This is a genomic window from Streptomyces sp. NPDC059851, from assembly GCF_042732005.1.
GTDB lineage: Bacteria > Actinomycetota > Actinomycetes > Streptomycetales > Streptomycetaceae > Streptomyces.
This window is the reverse complement of the sequence record NZ_JBHWJJ010000012.1, coordinates 89,818-106,067: the sequence shown is the minus strand read 5'-3', so window position 1 is coordinate 106,067 and position 16,250 is coordinate 89,818. Positions and strand designations below refer to the sequence as shown.

14 protein-coding genes are annotated in these 16,250 nt (G+C 73.2%); 8 read left to right on the top strand and 6 right to left on the bottom strand.

What is annotated here, in order from left to right:
- The 7 genes from ACFV7Q_RS06455 to ACFV7Q_RS06425 all read left to right on the top strand — a co-directional run.
- Positions 1–730: FAD binding domain-containing protein (locus tag ACFV7Q_RS06455; protein ID WP_385424283.1), on the top strand; the 730-nt coding region annotated here is incomplete at its 5' end.
- Between the two features lie 35 nt (positions 731–765).
- Entirely contained in the window at positions 766–2,040 is a 1,275-nt protein-coding gene (locus tag ACFV7Q_RS06450; protein ID WP_385424281.1) for an MFS transporter, read from the top strand.
- The gene (locus ACFV7Q_RS06445; RefSeq protein WP_385424278.1) at positions 2,037–3,545 is read left to right on the top strand and encodes an ATP-binding protein; all 1,509 of its coding nucleotides are present in this window, start codon (positions 2,037–2,039) and stop codon (positions 3,543–3,545) included. Before ACFV7Q_RS06450 ends, ACFV7Q_RS06445 begins: the two co-directional genes overlap by 4 nt.
- Before the next feature lie 12 nt (positions 3,546–3,557).
- Positions 3,558–3,899: a nuclear transport factor 2 family protein gene (locus ACFV7Q_RS06440; RefSeq protein ID WP_385424275.1), complete on the top strand. Its 342-nt coding sequence runs from the start codon at positions 3,558–3,560 to the stop codon at positions 3,897–3,899.
- Between the two features lie 81 nt (positions 3,900–3,980).
- The gene (locus tag ACFV7Q_RS06435) at positions 3,981–4,628 is read left to right on the top strand and encodes a TMEM175 family protein (RefSeq protein ID WP_385424272.1); all 648 of its coding nucleotides are present in this window, start codon (positions 3,981–3,983) and stop codon (positions 4,626–4,628) included.
- Between the two features lie 71 nt (positions 4,629–4,699).
- A complete protein-coding gene (locus ACFV7Q_RS06430; RefSeq protein ID WP_385424269.1) occupies positions 4,700–6,079 on the top strand; it encodes an IS701 family transposase in 1,380 nt (459 codons plus the stop codon).
- 248 nt (positions 6,080–6,327) lie between these two features.
- A complete protein-coding gene (locus ACFV7Q_RS06425; RefSeq protein WP_385424295.1) occupies positions 6,328–7,776 on the top strand; it encodes a GuaB1 family IMP dehydrogenase-related protein in 1,449 nt (482 codons plus the stop codon).
- Positions 7,777–7,875: 99 nt separating this feature from the next.
- Here ACFV7Q_RS06425 and ACFV7Q_RS06420 read toward each other — a convergent pair whose 3' ends face one another.
- The 6 genes from ACFV7Q_RS06420 to ACFV7Q_RS06395 all read right to left on the bottom strand — a co-directional run bounded on the left by ACFV7Q_RS06420 (position 7,876) and on the right by ACFV7Q_RS06395 (position 14,477).
- Positions 7,876–9,108 (bottom strand): sensor histidine kinase, encoded by a 1,233-nt coding sequence (locus ACFV7Q_RS06420; RefSeq protein ID WP_385424266.1) that lies wholly within the window; start codon positions 9,106–9,108, stop codon positions 7,876–7,878.
- Positions 9,105–10,907 carry a cation acetate symporter gene (locus tag ACFV7Q_RS06415; protein WP_385424264.1) on the bottom strand — a complete coding sequence of 601 codons (1,803 nt, stop codon included), beginning with the start codon at positions 10,905–10,907 and terminating at the stop codon, positions 9,105–9,107. Before ACFV7Q_RS06415 ends, ACFV7Q_RS06420 begins: the two co-directional genes overlap by 4 nt.
- 118 nt (positions 10,908–11,025) lie before the next feature.
- Positions 11,026–11,301, bottom strand: a complete 276-nt coding sequence (locus ACFV7Q_RS06410) for a hypothetical protein (RefSeq protein WP_385424261.1) — start codon at positions 11,299–11,301, stop codon at positions 11,026–11,028.
- A gap of 160 nt (positions 11,302–11,461) precedes the next feature.
- The gene (locus tag ACFV7Q_RS06405) at positions 11,462–12,250 is read right to left on the bottom strand and encodes a LytR/AlgR family response regulator transcription factor (RefSeq protein ID WP_385424259.1); all 789 of its coding nucleotides are present in this window, start codon (positions 12,248–12,250) and stop codon (positions 11,462–11,464) included.
- A 113-nt stretch (positions 12,251–12,363) separates the two neighbouring features.
- Complete coding sequence (locus ACFV7Q_RS06400) at positions 12,364–13,335, bottom strand: SCO0930 family lipoprotein (RefSeq protein ID WP_385424292.1); 972 nt, start codon at positions 13,333–13,335, stop codon at positions 12,364–12,366.
- A 125-nt stretch (positions 13,336–13,460) separates the two neighbouring features.
- A complete protein-coding gene (locus ACFV7Q_RS06395; RefSeq protein ID WP_385424257.1) occupies positions 13,461–14,477 on the bottom strand; it encodes a GDSL-type esterase/lipase family protein in 1,017 nt (338 codons plus the stop codon).
- 308 nt (positions 14,478–14,785) lie between these two features.
- Here ACFV7Q_RS06395 and ACFV7Q_RS06390 point away from each other — a divergent pair, with 308 nt between their 5' ends.
- Positions 14,786–16,240 (top strand): amino acid permease, encoded by a 1,455-nt coding sequence (locus ACFV7Q_RS06390; RefSeq protein WP_385424255.1) that lies wholly within the window; start codon positions 14,786–14,788, stop codon positions 16,238–16,240.
- Positions 16,241–16,250: the final 10 nt, after the last annotated feature.

Here is a 16,250-nt window from a genome sequence, read left to right as displayed (position 1 = left end):
CCCGACCCCCCGCCCCCCCCCGCGCGCCCGGGACCACACCCCCCCCCTTCGGCTCCCCCCCCGCCGGCGCCCGGGGGGGCGGCGCACCCCCCGCCCCCCCGGCGGGATCCGGATCGGGGCGCTCACCACCCTCGCCGAACTCGCGGGCAGCCCGCTCGTGCTCGCCGAGGCACCGGAGCTCGCCGCAGCCGCCCGCGCCAACGGCGACCCCCAGGTCCGCAACCTCGGGACCGCAGGGGGCAACCTGGCCGCCCGCGGGCCGCGCCCCACTGACCTGCCCGCGGCCGCCATCGCCGCCGACGCGCTGGTCGAGCTGGCGGGCCCCGGCGGGCGGACCACCGTCACCGCCGAGCAGCTGGAGGCCGCGGGGCCGCCGCCCGGGGCCGTGATCACCGCGCTGCTGGTGCCCGCCGGCGGGCCGGCCGCCGCCTTCGAGAAGACCGCCGACCGGGCGACGCGCCACCCGGTGTGCGCCGCCGCCGTGCGGATCACCCCCGACGGACCGCGGATCGCGGTCACCGGGGCCACCGCCCGTGCACTGCGGCTGCGCGGGGTCGAGGCCCGGCTGCGCGGGGGCCCGCACACCACCGGGGCCGTGCTCGCGGCCTTCCGCGCCGAGCCCCGGGACCTGTTCGTCCCCGGGCGCGGCGCCTCGGCCGAGTACCTCGGCCACCTCGCGGGCGTGCTCACCGCCCGCGCGCTGCAGAGGGCGGAACGGGCCCTCGGCTGACCGCCCACCACGGGGAATCGACAGGAGTGGCCGACGTGACCAGGACGACCGCGGGGTCCTCCCCGCGCCCGAGTGGCCCGCGGGCCGCCGGCTCCGGGGGCTCCGTCTCCGGCTCCCGGGGTTCCGGCTTTTGGGTGGTGGGCGCGGTCCTCGTCCTGCTGATGCTCTCCTCCTCCGTACCGTCCGCCCTCTACGTGCTCTACCAGGAGAGATGGGACCTGTCCTCCGGGATGGTCACCGTCGTCTTCGCCGTGTACGCCGTCACCGTGCTGCTCGGGCTCCTGCTGTTCGGATCCCTGTCCGACACCCTGGGCCGGCGCCCCGTGCTGGGCGCCGGACTGGTCCTGGCGATCACCTCCATGGGCCTGTTCGCCGGGGCCCAGGGGCCCGGGCTGCTGCTCGCCGCCCGCGCCGTGCAGGGGCTCGCGGTGGGCGTGGCCACGGGGGCGATGGGGGCGGCCCTGCTCGAACTCTCCCCGCGCTCGCGGCCCGCGTTGGGCGCCCAGGTCAACAGCGCGGGGCCGACGGTGGGCATCGGGCTGGGCGGGATCGGCGCCGGGCTCCTGGTCCAGTACGCGCCCGCCCCGACCGTGCTCAGTTACCTGCTGCTCGTCGGCGCGTTCGCGGTGACGCTGGTCGGGGTCGCCCGGATGCGCGAGAGCGCCCCGCTCGGCCCCGGCGGCCGCAGCTGGCGGATCGTCCCGCACCGGATCGGCGTCCCGGCCGCCGTGCGGGGCCGCTTCGCCGTCCTCGTGCTCACCGTCGTCGCCGTCTGGACGGTCGGCGGCTTCTACCTCTCGCTCGGCCCGCACCTGGCCCTGTCGCTGCTGCGGAGCACCAACTACCTCGTCGGCGGGGCCACGGTGGCCCTCCTGGCGGGCGCCGCCACCGCGGCCCAGTTGCTGCTCGGCCGCACCGCCCCGCTGCGGACCGCCGTGCTCGGCCTGGGCGGGCTGCTGGCCGGGCTCGCCCTGGTCCTGGTCGCCCTCCGGGCCGGCTCGGCCGGCGTGTTCCTGGTCGGCACGGCCGTTCTCGGCAGCGGTTGGGGCGCGGCCTTCCTCGGTGCCTTCCGGGCGCTGAGCGCACTGGCCGAGCCGGAGCACCGCGGTGAACTGACCGCCGCCGTCTACGTCTTCGCGTACCTCGCGATGAGCGTGCCGGCGGTCCTCGCCGGGCTGCTCACCAACATCCACGGGCTGCACCGCACCTCCGTCGGCTTCATGGCCGCCGTCGCCGGGGTGTGCGTCCTCGCCCTGTCCGCCACGCTGCGGCTGGCCGCCCGGACCCGGGCCGAAGGGAGTACGCCATGAGCGCCGCGAACGGCACCGGTCCGACCCGCAGGGAGCTGCGGCGGGCCCTCGCCGGGCTGGAGGTCTTCGCCGCCCTGACCGAGGAGCAGCTCGACTGGCTGGTCTCGGTCTCCGAGCCCCTGGTGCTCGCCGACGGGGAGGTCCTGTTCCGCGACGGCGAGGAGGCCACGGGCTTCCACGTCCTGCTCTCCGGCGGGCTCGTCGTCACCAAGGTCGTGGACGGCCGGGAAGAGGTACTCACCCGGCACTCCACCGAGGAGGACGGCGCCGCCGCCGAGGACCACGACGGCAAGCCCTCGGCCGCTCACCGGTTCACCGGTGAGCTACCGCTGCTGACGGACGGCGCGTACGTGGCCACGGCGGCCGCGAGCGGCCCGGCGACCACGGTCGTCGCCTACCCGAAGCCGGTGTTCTTCGAGATGCTGACCCGCTGCAACGGCGTGGCGGCCGTCCTGATCCCGGTACTGGCCTGGCGGATCAAGTCCTCCGAGGTGCAGGCCCGCAAACGGGCCACCGTGGAGGCCCTGGGGACGCTCGCCGCGGGCCTCGCGCACGAGCTGAACAACCCGGCGGCCGCCGTCGCCCGGGCCGCCCAGGAGCTGTCGCCGGCCCTGGACCGGCTCACCCGGAGCGCCCACGCCTGGGGTGCCGCCGCGGGCGGCGCGGAGCGTTCCGTACTGGACCGGGTGGCCGAGGAGCTGGACGAGCTGCCCCCGCCGGCCACCACGGACCCGCTCGCCCAGGCCGACGCCGAGGAGGAGGTCGCCGACTGGGCCGAGGAGGCGGGTGCCGAGCGCTCCGGACTGCTGGGCGCCGGGATCGCGGACCTCGGGCTGGAGTTGGGCTGGCTGCTGGAGCGGCTGGAGGGCATCGGCGCGCCGGCCCTGCCCACCGCCCTGGACCACCTGGCGGCCCTGCTGGAGATCCGGGCCCTGGCCGCGGAGCTGCGGGCGGCCGGTCCGAGGATCTCCCAGCTGGTCGCCGCCACCCGGGATTACGCCAATCTCGACCGGGCGCCCGAGCAGCGCTTCGCGGTGCCCGACGGACTGGAGAACACGCTGGTCGTGCTGCGTGCGAAGTTGGCGGGCATCACGATCGTGCGCGCGTACGAGCCGGACCTGCCCGAACTGACGGGCTACCCGAGCGAGCTGAACCAGGTGTGGACGAACCTCGTCGACAACGCGGCCGAGGCCATGGAGGGCTCAGGAACCCTGACCCTGCGGGTGCGGGCCGAGGGCGGCTGCCTGGTCGTGGAAGTGGCCGATACCGGCCGGGGCATCCCCGAGGAGTCACTGCCGCGGATCTTCGAGCCGTTCTACACGACCAAGGACGTCGGCAAGGGAACCGGCCTCGGCCTCCACCTCAGCTACCGCATCGTGACCCAGCGCCACCGCGGTTCGATCACCGCCCGGTCACGTCCGGGGGAGACCCGGATGATCGTCCGGCTGCCGCTGACCGCGGCCGCCGCCTGCGCCGAAACACCGACGGAACCCACCACCAGTTGAAACGGAGTCGCCATGGCCACGTACGACATCTCCACGCTCCACCCGGTCTTCGTCCGGCAGATGGATGCGCTCGCCGCGCTGGACATCGACGCGGTGATGAAGAACTACACCGACGACGCCGTGCTGGTCCGCTTCGAGGGGGCCTCGGTGGGGATCGACGCCGTCCGCGAGACGTTCACCGGCTACCTGTCGCTGAAGCCGACCCTGGTGGAACTCAAGGAGTACATCGAGACCGAGGACACGATCTTCTACCGGGCGATCATGAATCTGAACGGCGAACCGGAGCACGCATTCGGGACACTGGTGGTCCGCGATGGCCGGATCTGGCGCCAGACGGCCGGCTTCGGCAGCTGACGGCCCATATCCGGGTAGCGTGTGCGGGGAGGGCGGGGCAGCGCCCTCCCCGTGTGCGCAGGGAAATGACCAAGGGGAGTCATGGAACGCGAAACCGGTCGTATCGAGGCATTCAGTGACGGTGTATTCGCCATCGTCATCACGATTCTCGTCCTTGAACTCAAGGTTCCGGAAGAAACCGGCTCGGAGTTCTGGCACGGCGTGCGGGAACAGTGGCCGCACTATGCGGCGTACGTGGTGAGTTTCCTCATCATCGGTGTGATGTGGGTGAACCACCACACCATCTTCACCCACCTCAAGCGGGTGGACCGCCCGTTGTTGTTCCTGAATCTCCTGGTGCTGATGGTGGTGTCGGTGATTCCGTACACCACCACCGTCCTCGCGGAACACCTCGTCCACGGCGGCAGCTCCGCCAACTCGGCGGCAGTGCTCTACAGTTCGGTCACCGTGGCCTACGCCCTCGCGTTCCTCGCCTTCTGGTGGTACGTCACCCGCGTCGGCCACCTGTTCCACGAACACGTCGACAAGGACGGCGCCCGCGCGACGCGGCTGCGCTTCGGCCTGGGCGCCATCGCCTACCCGCTCACCGTCATCCTGTCCCTCTTCTCCGCCCCGCTCACTCTCGTCGCGCACTTCCTCATTGCGCTCTACTATGCGGCGAACCAGATCCCCATCCCCCTCGTGGTAGAGGATGAGCGGCTCGAATCTGCCGGCGACCTCAGGAAGTAGCCGCCACGGCCTACGGCCGTTTGGGGCCGTAAAGTAGGGTATTGGATCTAGTGGTCGCGGGGGAGGCCCAGATGGCTCGAACAGTGCTGCCGGAGGAATCCGCCAAGGAAATCTCCGAATTGATCGACGTCCTGATCTCGCTATTCTTCGAATCGTTACCACGGCGGGACCAGCGAAACTGGGCCCGCGTCTATCTCAACGGCCTCGTGCGCACCAGCGGGAAGAAAACGATCCGTAACATCGCCGGAACGGGCGCGAGTTCCGTCGAGCAGAGCCTCCAGCAGTTCATCAGCAAGTCGCCGTGGGACTGGACGCCCGTGCGGCGCTCGCTCGCCCAGTACCTCGAACGCACCGCCCAGCGTCCGCTGGCCTGGGTGGTCCGGCCCATGGTCATCGAGAAGGCGGGCGACCGCTCCGTCGGCGTCGGCCGGCAGTTCGTCCCCCAGCTCGGCCGCACCGCCAACTGTCAGCAGGCCAGCGGGATCTGGCTCGCATCCAGCGAGTCCAGCTTCCCCGTCGAATGGACCCTCACCCTGCCCGCACCGTGGACCGGCGAACTGCTGCGCCGCCGTCGGGCCGGGATCCCCGACACGGCGCGCTCGCTCACCCCCGCGCAGGACGCCGTGCACGCCGTCCAGCGGATGGCCGCCACCTGGCAGCTCCAGCGGCGGCCCGTGGTGATGGAGGTCGCCGGCGGCGACGTCGCCAGCTGCGTGGAGTCCTTCACCCTCCAGGACATCCCGTTCGTCTTCAAGGTCGACGGCTCGCTGCCCGTCTCCTTCGGCGGCGCCGGCCGGCAGCGGCCCGGACCGTACACCGCGCCCGCCCGCGAGCTGATCGACTCCCTGCGCTCCCAGCGACGCGTCGTCGAGTGGACCCGGCACGGCCGCGCCGAGGGGGCAGTGACCCTGCTGACCTCGGCCTCCATCCTCGCCGCCTCCGGCGAGGACCGGCCCGTACCACCGCCGCCGACCCCACTGCTCCTCATGGGCGCCTGGACCGAGGCGGCCCTGCTGCCCACCGAGTTCTGGATCACCAACATCGGCGACCGGCCCCTGGCCCAGCTCTTCCTGCTGGCCAAGCTCACCGACCGGGTGTCCCTCGACTTCATCGAGACCTGCGAACCCGTGGGCATCCGCGATTTCGAGGGCCGCTCCTTCCGTGGCTGGCACCACCACGCCACGCTCGCGAGCGTCGCCCACGCATCGATGCTGCTCGGCGCCCGCGGGCGGACCCCCGCCGGATACCCCGGCCCCGCCCGCGGCCCCCTCGCACCCGCCCGCGCCGCCGTCACCACGGCCGGCCGCCCCCCGGGTGCCGCCCCGGCCGTCACCGCCACGGCGTCCGCCGCCACGGCGCCCGCCAGCGTCACCCGGACCGGGCCGGCGCCGGTGCTGCCGCCGCGGCCGTTCATCCCCGGCCAGAGCGCCCGGCGCGCGTACATCCGCTGATCCGTCTGATCCGTCTGGTCCGTCCGATCCGGCCGCCGGGGGCCCGCGGACGGACGCACGCCGCAGCTCCGAGCCCTCTCGTGGCCTTTCGGGAGTCATATCCCGTAGGAACCCACGAGGGGGCCCGGTATGTCCTGGACGATCAGCCCGGGCGGCATTCGTGCCGGTCCATGGGAGAATGAAGTACGTGCGTTTTCCCGGCTGCCCCTCATGGGTATGACGGGATCCTCCGACTCGACTGGGATGTTCTGCACGTGCGTTTCCTCAATGACCTGAAGCCGCCGTACGACCTGACGTACGACGATGTGTTCATGGTGCCGAGCCGTTCCGCGGTCGGTTCCCGCCAGGGCGTCGACCTCGCGTCGCCCGACGGCACCGGCACCACCATTCCGCTCGTCGTGGCGAACATGACCGCCATCGCGGGCCGCCGGATGGCCGAGACGGTCGCCCGCCGCGGCGGCCTCGTCGTCATCCCGCAGGACATCCCGATCGAGGTCGTCACCGACGTCATCTCCTGGGTCAAGACCCGCCACCTCGTGCTCGACACCCCGATCACGCTGGCGCCCACCCAGACCGTCGCCGACGCCCTCTCCCTGCTGCCCAAGCGGGCCCACGGCGCCGGTGTCGTCGTCGACGCCGACGGCCGCCCGGTCGGCGTGGTCACCGACCACGACCTGACCGGCGTGGACCGCTTCACCCAGCTCTCCGAAGTCATGTCGAAGGAGCTCCTGCTCATCGACGCCGACATCGACCCCCGCGACGCCTTCACCCAGCTCGACGCCGGCCACCGCAAGCTCGCCCCGGCCGTCGACGCGGACGGCCGCCTCGTCGGCATCCTGACCCGCAAGGGCGCCCTGCGCGCGACCCTCTACTCGCCGGCCACCGACGCCCAGGGCAAGCTGCGCATCGCCGCGGCCATCGGCATCAACGGCGACTACGTCGGCAAGGCCAAGCAGCTGCTCGACGCGGGCGTCGACACCCTCGTCATCGACACGGCCCACGGCCACCAGGAGTCGATGATCAACGCGATCAAGGCCGTGCGCGCACTGGACCCGCAGGTCCCGATCGTCGCCGGCAACATCGTCGCCGCCGAGGGCGTCAAGGACCTGATCGACGCCGGCGCCGACATCATCAAGGTCGGCGTGGGCCCCGGCGCCATGTGCACCACCCGCATGATGACCGGCGTGGGCCGCCCCCAGTTCTCCGCGGTGCTGGAGTGCGCCGCCGAGGCGAAGAAGTACGGCAAGCACGTCTGGGCCGACGGCGGCGTCCGGCACCCGCGCGACGTGGCCATGGCCCTGGCCGCCGGAGCGTCCAACGTGATGATCGGCTCCTGGTTCGCGGGCACCTACGAATCCCCGGGCGACCTGCAGCAGACCGCCGACGGCCGGCTCTACAAGGAGTCCTTCGGCATGGCCTCGGCCCGGGCGGTCCGCAACCGCACCTCGGAGGACTCCGCGTACGACCGCGCCCGCAAGGCGCTGTTCGAGGAGGGCATCTCCACCTCCCGCATGTTCCTCGACCCGCAGCGCCCGGGCGTCGAGGACCTGATCGACTCGATCATCGCCGGTGTCCGCTCCTCCTGCACCTACGCGGGCGCGGGCTCCCTGGCCGAGTTCACGGAGAAGGCCGTCGTGGGCGTCCAGTCCGCGGCCGGCTACGCCGAGGGCAAGCCGCTCCACGCCAGCTGGAGCTGATCCCCCTCCGACCCGTCCCGGTGGCCCCGGCCCCGTCCCCCCGCGGGCCGGGCCCGGGGCCACCGGCCTTCTTCGGCCGACCGGTGGAACTCCTCCGGGTCAGGGGCGGGGGCGCGGCTCCCCGGGGACCGAGCTGTGCACGCCCGCCCGGTACTTGGGGATCCGCAGGGTGACCTTCATGCCCGCCCCGATCCCCGTCTCCATCACCGGCCCGTACGCGTCCCCGTACACCTGCCGGATCCGCTCGTCCACGTTCGTCAGCCCGATCCCGGACGAGGACGCGGCCTGCTCCCCGGCCAGGATGCGCCGCAGCAGCGCCGGATCCATCCCGACCCCGTTGTCCTCGATGCTGATCACGGCCTCCGCGCCCGCGTCCCTGGCGGCGATGGTGATCAGACACTCCCCGGCGGAGTTCTCCAGCCCGTGCTTCACCGCGTTCTCCACCAACGGCTGGAGGCACAGGAAGGGCAGCGCCACCGGCAGCACCTCCGGAGCCACCTGCAGGGTCACCTTCAGCCGGTCCCCGAACCGCGCCCCCGCCAGGGCCAGGTACTGCTCGATGGACCGCAGTTCCTCGGCCAGCGTGGTGAAGTCCCCCTGCCGCCGGAAGGAGTAGCGGGTGAAGTCGGCGAACTCCAGCAGCAGGTCACGGGCCCGCTCCGGGTCGGTCCGGACGAACGAGGCGATCGCGGCCAGGGAATTGAAGATGAAGTGCGGGGAGATCTGCGCCCGCAGCGCCTTGATCTCCGCCTCCATCAACCGGGTCCGCGACCGGTCCAGCTCGGCCAGCTCCAGCTGCACCGACACCCACCGCGCCACCTCGGTCGCCGCCCGCACCAGTACCGCCGACTCCTGCGAGCCGTACGCCACCAGCGCCCCCAGCACCCCGTCCTCCCCGGTCAGCGGGGCGACCACCGCCCACTTCAGCGGGCAGTCGGGCCGCTGGCACCCGGTCCGCACGCTCTGGCTGCGCCCCGAGTCCAGCATGACCGCGACCCGCGCCATCGCCCGCCGCTGGTGGTGGTCGGCGCCCGGCCCGTCCCAGGCCAGCACCGACTCCCGGTCCGTCAGGCACAGCGCCTCCGTCCCCAGCAGGGAGCGCAGCCGCCGGGCCGCCTTCCGGGCGGCGTCCTCGGTCAGCCCGGCGCGCAGCGGGGGCGCGGCCAGCGACGCGGTGTACAGGGTGTGGAACGTGGCCCGCTCCACGGGAGTGCCCAGGTCCGGCCCGGTCGCCCGCCCGCCGCGCCGGGCGTGCCACCGGCCGCCCGCCCAGCCCAGGCCGAGCAGCACGGCCCCCGACACCGCGGATGCCGCCAGCAGTGCAGCGGTCACCGGGCACCCCCGGCGCGGGCACCGCCCGGACGGCCGTCGCCCGGACGGCCGTCGCCCCGACGACCGCCCCCGGGAAGCGCACCCGGGAGGGCCCCGGCCACGGTCTCGGGCAGGTGCAGCCGGGCCAGGGTCGCCGCCGTCCCCGCCGGTACCCGGGACCGGGTCGCCACCGACACCAGCACCATGGTGGTGAAGCCCAGCGGCACCGACCAGGCCGCCGGCCAGGCCAGCAGCGCGTGCGCCCAGCCCTCGGAGGCCAGCCCGGCCCGGGTCGCCAGCACCGCGCCCAGTGCCGCCCCACCGCCGGTGAGCATCCCGACCACCGCCCCCGGCGGGGTCAGCCCCCGCCACCAGATCCCCAGCACCAGCAGCGGACAGAACGAGGAGGCCGACACCGCGAACGCCAGTCCCACCGCGTCCGCCACCGGCACGTCGGCCAGCGCCACGCTCCCCGCCAGCGGCACGAGCACCGCCACCAGTACCGCGATGCGGAAGGTCCGCACCCCCCGCCGCACCAGCACGTCCTGGTGCAGCACCCCGGCCACCGCCATGGTCAGCCCCGAGGCCGTCGACAGGAACGCCGCGAACGCGCCCCCGGCCAGCAGCGCCCCCAGCAGCTCGCCGAGCAGCCCGCCCAGCATCCGCTCCGGCAGCACCAGCACCGCAGCGTCCGCGTCCCCGGTCAGGGCCAGCTCGGGCACGTGGATCCGGCCGAGGGCCCCGTACACCGGCGGCAGCAGGTAGAAGAAGCCGAGCAGGGCGAGCACCGCCAGCGTGGTGCGGCGCGCGGCCGGGCCGTTGGGGCTCGTGTAGAACCGCACCGCGACGTGCGGCAGCCCCATCGTGCCGAGGAAGGTGGCCAGGATCAGCCCGTACGTCGCGTACAGGGCGAACGCCGGCCGGTCCCCGCCCAGCGGCTCCGACCAGCGCGAGGCCCCGGCCCCGGCCGCCGGTCGGGACCGCGGCACGGGCGTGCCGGGCGTGAACTCCAGCCGCGCGCGGGCCCCCACGAGGTGCTCCCCGGCCCGGAGGGTCAGCGGGGCCGCGGTGTGCGTCCGCCCGTCCACCTGCCCGGTGACCGTCACCGTCAGCGGTGCGTCCAGGGTGAGGCGTACGTCCTCGGCGAGGGTGACCGCGGTGTGCTCGCGGAAGACCGCCGGGGCGTCGAAGGAGGCCCGGGGCGCCCCGTCCCCGGCCCAGGCGGCCAGCAGGAAGAAGGCGGGCACCAGCAGTGCCGTGAGCTTGAGCCAGTACTGGAAGGCCTGCACGAAGGTGATGCTCCGCATGCCGCCGGCCGCCACGGCCGCGGTCACCACGGAGGCGACGACCAGCCCGCCCACCCAGTGCGGGGCACCGGTCAGGATCTCCAGCGTCAGCCCCGCGCCCTGGAGCTGCGGCAGCAGGTACAGCCAGCCGACCCCGACGACGAACAGCACCGCGATCCGGCGCACCGCCTGCGACTGGAGGCGGGCCTCGGCGAAGTCGGGCAGCGTGTACGCCCCCGAGCGGCGCAGCGGGGCCGCCACGAGGGCCAGCAGCACCAGGTACCCGGCGGTGTACCCCAGCGGGTACCAGAGCATTTCGGGTCCTTCGAGCAGCACCAGGCCCGCCACCCCCAGGAAGGAGGCCGCGGAGAGGTACTCACCGCTGATCGCCGCCGCGTTGAGGCGGGGACCCACCGTGCGCGAGGCGACGTAGAAGTCGGAGGTGGTGCGGGATATCCGCAGGCCCAGCGCGCCGACCAGGACGGTCACCAGGACGACTACGGTGACCGCGGTCAGCGCGTACGTCTGGTTCACCGGGGGTCCTTGAGGCCGGGGGAGGGGGACGGCAGGGACCGGAGTCTACGCAGGGCGACCGGACCGCAACAGGCGTGATCCGGCGCGTTCCGGGACCTGCCGTCAGCCATCGGGCAGGTCAGGGCGCCGGGTCGCGGTGTTCCGTGCAGTCCCGCAGCGCGATCTCCAGCTCCACGTACGAGTCCTCGGCGCGCCGGAACGCCAACCGCAGCGCGGCCTCCGCCCGGGGCGGCAGCTGGAGGTGGACCCCCTCGTTCGCCGCGTACAGGACGTCGGCCCAGCGGGCGGCGGTGCTGCGCAGCCGGGCGAGGAGCACCTCGGCCTCGGCGGGACCGGCCGGCCGGGTCCGGGGCAGTCCGGCCACTGCGTCGAGCAGCGCCTGGATCTCGGCCATCGGCACCCCCTTCCCTGATGACCTGCGGTTCCACGATAGGGGCGGTCGGGGGCTCGGGCGCGTCCCGCTGCGGGGCCTGCGACCGGCGGCACGGGTGGGGCGCCGTACGTCCTGTGCTGCGCGACGAACGGCCCCGGCCGCGCGCCGGACGGTCGGTGCGTCAACCGGTCGCCTGGCGCATCAGCAGGTCCCGTAGCTGCCGCGCGTGCCGGCGGCTGACCTGGAGCTCGGCGGCGCCGATCCGGACGCTGGTGGTGCCGGCGTCCAGCCGGAGCTCGTCGATCCGGCGCAGGGCCACCAGGTGGCGGCGGTGGATGCGGACGAACCCGCGGGCCGCCCAGCGCTCCTCCAGGGTGGACAGCGGGATGCGGACCAGGTGGCTGCCCGCGTCGGTGTGGAGCCGGGCGTAGTCGCCCTGGGCCTCGACGTACGCGATGTCGGTGATCGCGACGAAACGGGTGACCCCGCCCAGTTCGACGGCGATCACGTCCTGGCCGCGTTCGGCGACCGGCGCGGCGGCCGCTCCGGCCGGGGCGGGGGGCTGCCGCGCGGTGCTGCGGCCGAGGTGGTCGCAGGCCCGCCGGACGGCCTCGGCCAACCGCTCCGGCCGGACCGGCTTGAGGACGTAGTCCACGGCCTTGAGGTCGAAGGCCTGCACGGCGAAGCCCTCGTGGGCGGTGACGAACACGATCAGCGGCGGCTGGGCGAACCCGGTCAGCAGCCGGGCGATGTCGAGTCCGGTCAACCCGGCCATGTGGATGTCGAGGAAGACGACGTCGATGGCGTCGGCCCCGTCGGGGCCGCTCTCCAGCGCGCGGGTGATCCGGCGCAGGGCCCCGGTGGCGTCGCAGGCGCCCTCGGCGCTCAGGACGCGGTCGTCGGACCGCAGCAGGTACAGGAGTTCTTCGAGGAGCGGCTTCTCGTCGTCGACGGCCAGTACGCGCAGCATGCGACGAGAGTCTAGGGAGCGGTGCGCCGTGGCGGAACGGTGCGCGGCCCGCCCGCCGGGGGAGGGGGGGGCGGGGGGCCGCGCGGCTCGAAGGGTGGGGGGAGGGGAGGCGGTCAGGAGATGGTGATGGCCTTGCCGTCGGGAGCGACGGCGTACCAGGTGCCGCCGACGCCCTGGCCGTTGATGTCACCGGGCTTCTTGTCACCGGTGAAGGTGTAGATGGGCCAGCAGTCGATGCTCTGCTGCTTCTTGCCGTCGGGGCGGTCGAGCACCGAGAAGCCCTTCTCCGTGATGCCCTTGGCGTTGGCCTTGTCGACCGGGGGCACGACCGGCCACTTGGCCAGGCAGTCGCCGGTGCAGTTGGAGGCCATCGGCCAGGCGGTGTCCTTCTTGAAGCGGTAGACGGTCATGCCGTTGCCGTCGACGACGTGGTCGCCGAGCTTGGGGTCCTTGGCCACGGACAGCGCGCCCGTGGCCGGGGCCGCGCCGGAGCCCGCGCCCGCGCCGGAGCCCTGGCCCGCACCGGCCGCCCCCTTCGCGGCCTTCTTGCCGTCGGGGGCGAGCGCGAACCAGGTGCCGCCGACGCCCTGACCGTTCAGGTCCCCGGCCTTGGTGTCCTTGGCGTAGCGGTACACCGGCCAGCCACCCACCGTCAGCTGCTTGCTGCCGTCGCTGCGGACGACCTCGCCGAGCGCGGAGGCGTCCATGCCCGCGGCGGCGGTGACGTCGCCGGCCGGGACCGGGGGCCAGGCCTTGGCGCAGTCGCCGTCGCAGTTGGACTTCGGGGGCTTGGGGGTGTCCTTGTCGAAGCGGTAGAGGGTGAAGCCGGCGCTGTCGGTGAGGACCTGGCCGAGCTGTTCGGTCTGCGCGATCGCCAGCTGCCCGCCGGCCTTGGTGGCCACGTCCGCGCCCGCGCCGGCGTCGCCGCCCGAGCCGTAGTCGGAGCCGTACTCGGATCCCGCCTGGGCGGCGGCCCCCGCCGGCTTGACCGCGCCGGCCTTGGTCTCGCCCTGGCCGCAGGCCGTGGCGGTCAGTGCGACGACGACCGCCACGGTGGCCAGGGTGGTTCCGCGCTTGATGCCCATCTCGATCTCTCCCACGTGTGGTGTTCCCGTGTCCGGCGCCCGGTGTGCGGTGCGCCGGCAACTGTGCACAGGACACGGCGTGGGGAGCCCGGTCCGTTCAAGGCGGGCCGTGTGGGGTGTTTCACTCACCTCCCGTCGAACCCGGCCCGCCGCAGAGCCGTGACCACAGCAAGGCCCATCGCCCGGTGTCCGGCGTCATTGGGGTGCAGCCCGTCCTCCAGGTGCTCGGGTCCGAGCAGGTCACGACCGGGCAGCAGGGCCAGCCGGTCGTCCCCGGCGGCCATCCGGTCGCGGGCGGCCCGCTCCATCGCGTCGCGCAGGGCGCCCAGGGTGGCGCCCAGCCGGTTCGGGGTGCGCTCCGCATCGGGCCGCAGCACGGGGGAGACCAGCAGCAGAGGGGTCCGCGGGTGCCCCTGGCGGACCAGGTCGAGGAAGACGCGGGTGGTCTCGTACAGCAGCGGCACCGAATGGGGGACGCGGGACCAGCAGTTGGTGCCGAAGGCGAGGGTGAGCACGTCGGCGGGGAGTGCGGCGAGCTGCTCGGCGGTGGCGAGCTCGCCGCGCGCGGCACCCGCGTAGCCGAGGTTGACGGTGTCCCAGCCGAGTACCCGTCCGGCGACGGCCGGCCAGCCGTGGGCGGGGCGGGTCGACCACCACCCCTCGGTGATCGAGTCGCCGTGCACCACCCAGCGCGGGGCGGCCGGCGCCGGCGCGAGGGGGCCGCCGACCCCGCGCAGGCCCAGGATCCGCGGTGACTGGGTCTCGGGCGGGTGGACGGTGAAGGGGCCGGGCCCGCCGGGCAGGCCGATGCGCACGACGGCCTCGGTGGCCGGGTCGGTCCAGACCTCGCGGACCATCCCGTGGCGGTCCCACAGGGAGAAGCCGTGGGCGAGGTCGCGGAGCGCGTCGGTGGGACCGGGGACGGTGGCCCGGTAGCGGATCTCCACGGCGTGCGCCGCGTCCGCCGCGGTGAACTCCAGCCGCACCCCGATCGGCAAGCTGGCCCGCTCGCCCGTGTCCCGGGGCAGCCGCAGGGTGTCGGCCGGGTCGGCCCGGACCGGGAGTCCCCGGTCGAGCCAGGCGACCCCGCGGAGGAAGGGCAGCGGATCCAGCCAGGCAGTGGCCGTGCTGTCGGCGTCCATGGGCGCACGCTGCGACATTTCTGACGGGCTGTCAAGGCGGGCGGTTTGGGCGATTCACGCACTGATCGATCATCCACGTGCAACAAAGGGCCATCCCGAACGGATCCGTGCAACGATCGTGCGCCAATGTGCAAGGATGGTGCATTACGGGCGCTATCTCTCAGCTCGTAGGCTCACTCGCTGTACGTGGAGTGGCGCGGTCCGCCTGCTCGGCGGTCCGCCCATGCCCAGACGCATGTCTGTGTCCTGCTCCGGATCGCTGCGGCCGATGCCTCAACCCCCATCCGCAGTGTCAAAGGAGTCCCCTCGTGCTCGACCACGACCAGGCGCCGCCGCTCCCGAAGGAGTCGCGGGGGCCTGTGAACCCGCTGTTCCGCCGCAAGCCCGTGGAGCAGCTCGTTTCCGAGGGCGGCCAGGGTGAGGGCGGCGCCCTGCGCCGTTCGCTCACCATGTGGCAGCTGACGATGATCAGCATCGGCGCCACGCTCGGCACCGGCATCTTCGTGGTCCTCGGCGAGGCGGCCCCCAAGGCCGGCCCCGCCGTGACGATCTCCTTCATCATCGCGGGCCTGACCGCGCTCTTCTCGGCCCTCTCCTACGCGGAGTTGGCCGGCTCCGTGCCCGTCTCCGGCTCCTCGTACTCGTACGCGTACGCCACGATGGGCGAGTTCATCGCCTGGGTCTGCGGCTGGTGCCTGGTGCTGGAGTACGCCGTCTCCGTCTCGGCCGTGGCCGTCGGTTGGGGCCAGTACCTCAACGAGCTCCTCGACGGGATATTCGGCTTCACCATCCCCGAGAGCCTCTCCACCCCGCTGTTCGACGGCGGCTTCATCAACCTGCCCTCGCTGGTCGTGGTCCTGCTCGCCATGGTCTTCCTGATGCGCGGCGCCAAGGAGAGCGCCCGCATCAACACGATCATGGTCGTCATCAAGGTCGTCACGCTGCTGCTCTTCATCGGCATCGGCGTGCTGGGCATCAAGTCCGGCAACTACGCCCCGCTGGCCCCGCTCGGCATCACCGGCATCAGCGCCGCCGCCTCCACCCTCTTCTTCTCCTACATCGGCTTCGACGCCGCCTCCACCGCCGGTGAAGAGGCCAAGAACCCGAAGAAGGACCTGCCGCGCGCGATCATGCTGTCGCTGGGCATCGTCACCGTCCTGTACTGCCTCGTCGCCTTCGTCGCCGTCGGCGCCATGCCCTGGCAGGACTTCGAGGGCACCGAGGCCGCGCTCGCCCAGATCATGACCGACGTCACGGGCGGCAGCTTCTGGGGCATCGTCCTGGCCGCGGGCGCCGTCGTCGCCATCGCCTCCGTCGTCTTCGCCGTCCTCTACGGCCAGACCCGCATCCTCTTCGCGATGTCCCGCGACGGCCTCGTCCCCAAGGTCTTCGCCAAGGTCGACGAGAAGACCGGCGCTCCCCGCGCCAACGTCGTCATCGTCTCCCTCTTCTGCGGCGCCCTCGCGGCCTTCGTCCCGCTGGGCGAGCTGGCCAACGCCACCAGCATCGGCACCCTCTTCGCCTTCGCCCTGGTCAACGTCGCCGTGGTGATCCTGCGCCGCACCAAGCCGGACATGCCGCGCACCTTCAAGGTGGCCCTCTTCCCGGTCACCCCCATCCTCGGCTTCATCGCCTGCGGGTACATGATGTACAGCCTGCCGATGCCGACCTGGATCGCGTTCGGTGTCTGGATGGTCGTCGGTGTCGTGGTCTACTTCCTGTACGGTGTCCGCCGCTCCCGACTGGCCACGGCAGAAATGTGATCCACCCGCA